Origin of the sequence: Staphylococcus gallinarum (assembly GCF_000875895.1) — a bacterium.
Classification (GTDB): Bacteria; Bacillota; Bacilli; order Staphylococcales; family Staphylococcaceae; genus Staphylococcus; species Staphylococcus gallinarum.
In genome coordinates, this window is record NZ_JXCF01000032.1 from 1 (window position 1) to 3,972 (window position 3,972).

The window sequence follows — 3,972 nt, forward strand, 5'->3', positions numbered from 1 at the left end:
CCTTCTCTATAGATGCTGGGATAACAGCTATAGGAACATTGCTACTCTTACATAACTGAATTAAATATTGAATACTATTCTCAGGAATATTAGAGTCTACAATCACACAATCTGCACATTTTATTATTTCTATTCTTTCATATAAATATTCAATACTTATAAAGTCATATATATCCATATCTGCAAAACCACACATCATTTCACCATTATAATTAATTACAGAAGTGAACATTCCTGTGTTTATATTATCTAAACTTTTTGTATATTTTAAATTGATATACTTATTAGCTTCTTTTAGAATATGATTTCCTTCTTTATCATTCCCCACTAAAGTTAAGAGGATAGGGTTTTGGTTGCTCAATCTACCGATATTATACGCTAAATTCCTGGCCACTCCTCCAGAGACGATTTTTGATGATACTGGATTTGAACTTTTATTAATCAACTCAGAACGTAAATATAATTGTTTATCTATATTTGCTGCACCAATGCAAACAATATTTTTAGTTTTTTTCATTAATTTTCTCCTTACTATCCTTCAACTTTATAAAACTTATTTATGAAAACATATATCACTAAAGGTATACATAATAAACCACTTACTATAAGTGCATAAAATCCACCCTGACTTTCAAGTAGTATACCTCCTAAAAAAAGCCCTATAGGTCTTGATGCAAAAACCATAGTTTTAAAAACACTATTAACACGCCCCAACTTATGTTCTGGGGTTTCCTTTTGTCTCAATGTAATTATTCCTATATTTATAATAGATTGAGCCATATAAGTCAGTCCTAAAAGTGGTATAAGTATAAAAACATAAGTGCTAAAAGGTAATGTTAATCTAAATATAGTATCTAAAAATAAAATAATTACAATTAGCTTTCCGAAATTACATACTTTCAAGAAAAAACCAGCAGATAACGAACCCATGAGCGCACCTAAAGATGAAATACCTAAAATCAAACCTAATACTTGAGATGATTGATTTAGATCTTCCTTAACAAACATAACTATGTAAATATAATAAGGTGAAATAATTAAGTTTGATAAAGTTATAACAACAGCCATTACCCTAATGGTGGTATTAGACAACAAGTAACTAAATCCAACTTTGATATCTTTCACTAATTTTTTGCCATTTAACTTTTCTTGTTTGAATAACTCTTTGATTTCGATTTTAATTAATACTAAGCTTAAAAATGATAATAAAAAAGTTATAGAATCTATAAAAATTAATAATGAATATCCTACATATGCGTAAAGTAAACCACCAATTATAGGACCCAAAAATTCAGAAATATTTTGGGTTGCATAAATATAACTGTTTGCACTTGCCAAATCTTCTTTTTTTACAATGTTTGGTATTATTGAGACCTCTGAAATACTATGAAATACCAGGCCAATACCCGAAATGATGGCAACAGCATAAATTTGAAAAATGCTTAACATACCAAAAAAACTCATTACTGGTATACTTAAATACGCAAAGAACCTAATTAAATCAGCATATTTCATTATTTTCTTCTTATTAAACCTGTCAATTAAAGCGCCTGCTGGCAAACCTAAAATTGCGTAAGGAATAAAACTTAGTGCAGAAACTACACCAACTTGAAATGCAGATCCAGTAACCTTTAAAATCATTAAAGGAAAAACAAACATAGTAAAAGCACTTCCCATGTTTGAAAGAGCTACACCTATTAAATAAATAGAAAAGTTTCTATTACGCAATACAGAATTATATGCCATTCTATCCCTCTTTCTCTTTATCAATTGACAAAACGCAACCTATTTATCGAAATATCGAAATTACTAACTAAAGCTATCTTAATAGTGTGTAAATCATTATCAAATTTTTCAGGTAATGGAACATTCACAATCAAAGGCTCATCACTTAAATTTCCTTCTTTATAAAATTTATGAACAGTTTCCCCATTTGCTTTATTTGTAATTTTACCTACGATATTACCCCAAGAAAAGATATTACTAGTTTGATGTAATTTGGGGGATATTACTATTGTTAATTCATTGTTATTTATTTTAGGTTGTGAATTAAACAAAAGCCTAGAAGTCTCATAAGCATGATTTTCTGCAAATCCACAATTATCGCAATCATAATAAATTCTAGACATTATATTAGGGTTAAAAGAGGATAAGTTATACTTATTTAAAAGTACGCCGCACCTTACACACTTTTGAGTAGATCTAATCCTTTCTTTAAAATAATTATTTGAAAAAATCGGTTCTATTTTATCTATAATATTGGAATTTGCTAATATAACCGATATATTCCTATACATATTTTTCATACATTCTTCAATTTTAATTTTGTAAAAAATTAAATCCTTTTCATTTACAATTCTTATATTAAACACTTTATTCGAATATTCATAAAATTTACTTATTAGAATATTTATATATCTAATATTAGTGTTTAAATTATGTAGATATGACTTTAATGAATTCTCGTCAGTTAATATTTCTTCAACTTTTTGACAAAAATAATCTATACTATATAAATGTTTTTGTAGAAATTTTACGTTTTGTATTAAATTTAATAATTGCTCTCTATATTTTTCATAGCATAATTCTTCTCCTAATTCTTGGTTTAATATTGCAAAATTTGAAGTTAATTTTACAATGCTATTCGATTTATTATTTTTATTTAAGTATATTTCCTTTTCTTTAAAATTCTTATTGATTATAGCTCTGTTAGCTCTTATAGTTGTTTTTTTAAAAGATCTAACTAATGGATCTCCAAAAAGTATATAAGGTAGTTTTTCATAATTGTCATTAGAAATCATATTAAAAATATTAACAATTTCTGGTAAAGATTTTCTGTCTTTTAATAAATCTCTGAAAATTTTCACTTCTTCTGAGCTAAAAGATTCTGGTGTGGTTGTACTTAATATATTAATTGGAAATCCATCAGATGCACTTAAAACAAGACTAAGATTTGATGGGTACAAGTCTCCACTCACAGAAAATCCGTTGCAAGATAAAAATACAAGACTTTTAGCTTGTATTTCATAGGCAGGCAAAAAATCATTTTTAGTAAATTGGGCTCGTTTACAATATTTATCATTACACCCATTAGGTATCTTCTTACCAGCAAAGTCCAGTTCTGAACTTGATGTTAAACCACAAAGAACTTTATGTTGTAAATTTGCATGAGCACCATCTCCATGAGCCACTATAGTTAATATATCATTGTCTTGTCTTAGCTTTTTATTTATTTGTTCTTTAGTAAAATTCTTTTTTTCCTCATTTAATGCATCTATAATAGAAATATTTTCATTAGATAATACTGGAGATATTAAAGATTTAGCCAAAGCAAATGATATAGATGGAATGTCATATCCTGTTATAACTCCCCATTCGATTGGTTCAGAAGTACTATATATAAAATTTTTAATAAGGTTCAATTTATGAGAATTAACTTTTTTCTTATCCATTATAAATAATATAGATTTAACCGTGTAATCTTTCGCTATTTCTTTTACGCTATGCCAATTATTAATAACTAACAAGTTCCTATTGGTTCTATTAGCATAGAATAAAGAAATATCTATAAGCTTTTTGTCAGCAGTAATTATTAAATCTAGTGAATTTTTTTCGGAATTATTTTCATTTTTAAGTTCATCAAAAGATTTAAAATAGCATGATTCATTTTTTTTATTTAACGGAACGCTTTCCTTATAATCAATTCCATAATGATTAAGTACTTTTTCCCATCTTTCTTTTTTATTTGGATTAATAGGAGCTATTATAGGTATTATATCTTCTTTCCAATTTTCTCTATATTCGTTTTCACTATATATCCAAGTATAATTTTTGGTATTAGTATTTATTTTACACACCCCTTTTAACGCTTAATTTGAATAATTTTTTCAGAATGATCACTAACTAGATTTGCTAATATTTTTCCTTTATAAAAAACATTATATTTTATAGTATAAATTAAAAATAAAAAGG

The 3,972-nt window shown here is 26.6% G+C and carries 3 protein-coding genes; all 3 read right to left on the reverse strand.

From position 1 onward, the window contains the following. On the reverse strand, nucleotides 1-517 hold a 517-nt coding region (locus SH09_RS12100), incomplete at its 3' end, for a carbohydrate kinase family protein (protein ID WP_042739917.1). 14 nt (nucleotides 518-531) lie between these two features. After that, the gene (locus SH09_RS12105; protein WP_042739918.1) at nucleotides 532-1,746 is read right to left on the reverse strand and encodes an MFS transporter; all 1,215 of its coding nucleotides are present in this window, start codon (nucleotides 1,744-1,746) and stop codon (nucleotides 532-534) included. A 20-nt stretch (nucleotides 1,747-1,766) separates the two neighbouring features. Beyond that, on the reverse strand, nucleotides 1,767-3,857 hold the full coding sequence (locus SH09_RS12110; RefSeq protein ID WP_042739919.1) for a hypothetical protein: 2,091 nt from the start codon (nucleotides 3,855-3,857) through the stop codon (nucleotides 1,767-1,769). Nucleotides 3,858-3,972: the final 115 nt, after the last annotated feature.